At 40.5% G+C, this 943-nt stretch carries 1 protein-coding gene; it reads right to left on the bottom strand.

What is annotated here, in order from left to right; genetic code table 11:
- Positions 1-741: hypothetical protein (locus A3766_RS06555; RefSeq protein WP_156508741.1), on the bottom strand; the 741-nt coding region annotated here is incomplete at its 3' end.
- Positions 742-943: the final 202 nt, after the last annotated feature.

Genomic DNA, 943 nt, shown 5'->3' with positions numbered 1-943 from the left:
TTGAATGTCATATTCCCATGCGCCTATTCGTGCCTGGCTGCTCATTGCTTCTAGTAGACTACTCTGTCGCTTAAGCATGCTCGTACGTTTGCTGACAATGTCTTCAAGATTTGAGTTAAGCGAAAGCAAGTTGTTTTTCGATTTATCAAGACGCTTTTTAAGTGATGTGAATACATTATCTAAGCGCCGTAATTCACGGCTATCAAGCCCGGGGTGTGAGAGTTCAGCAGATAGAGTTGGCCTATCGTCATGTATGTTGTCAAAGTCAGTTGTTTCCATCTTAATCAGAAACTTATCAAGTGCTTTAACTAGAAACTTGTTAAACGCCCACAGAAAGAGTATCCATAGCACAATTGACTTAATAACAGCGTTCACCAAAATGAATAGAAAATTGTGTTTAACTTGGTCTATTACTATGTCTCTGCTTGAAAACAAGTAAAGTGTACCCATTTTACGTCCATCGTAGCTCACCTCGAATTCTTGATAGAACTTATTTGCCCAGCTGTCTTTATCTACGTTCTCTTTGGGGCTATTTCCATCGACGAAAATCTGTTTCGATTCTGAATCTATCAGCAGGATTCCTGAAATATCGGCAAGCCCTAATACCCCCTGGAGCGTAGCTTCAAGTTGCTCCATATCATAATTCCACCAAGCTGTGGCAATAGACTTTCCAAAGATCGATTGGTAGGTAATAAGGTTACGGTCTATGCGTAACTTTTGTTGCTGGTACTCGTTATACATATGTACAGCAGTGATCACCAAAGTAATCAGCAATTAGAGTGAAAAGACAACTCTTAGAAGCCTTACACCCAAGCTGTAGCCCTGATTGTTGGCTTTGTCGCCATCGTTCAAAATGATCACCATTGTTAGAAGTGGAAATATCTAAACCACTGATCCTCAAGTGTAGTTTAATGAGAGAAGATCGCTAGTGGGTGAGTGATTC

This window comes from Oleiphilus sp. HI0132, assembly GCF_001635845.1.
This window is presented reverse-complemented; position numbering and strand designations above follow the sequence as displayed.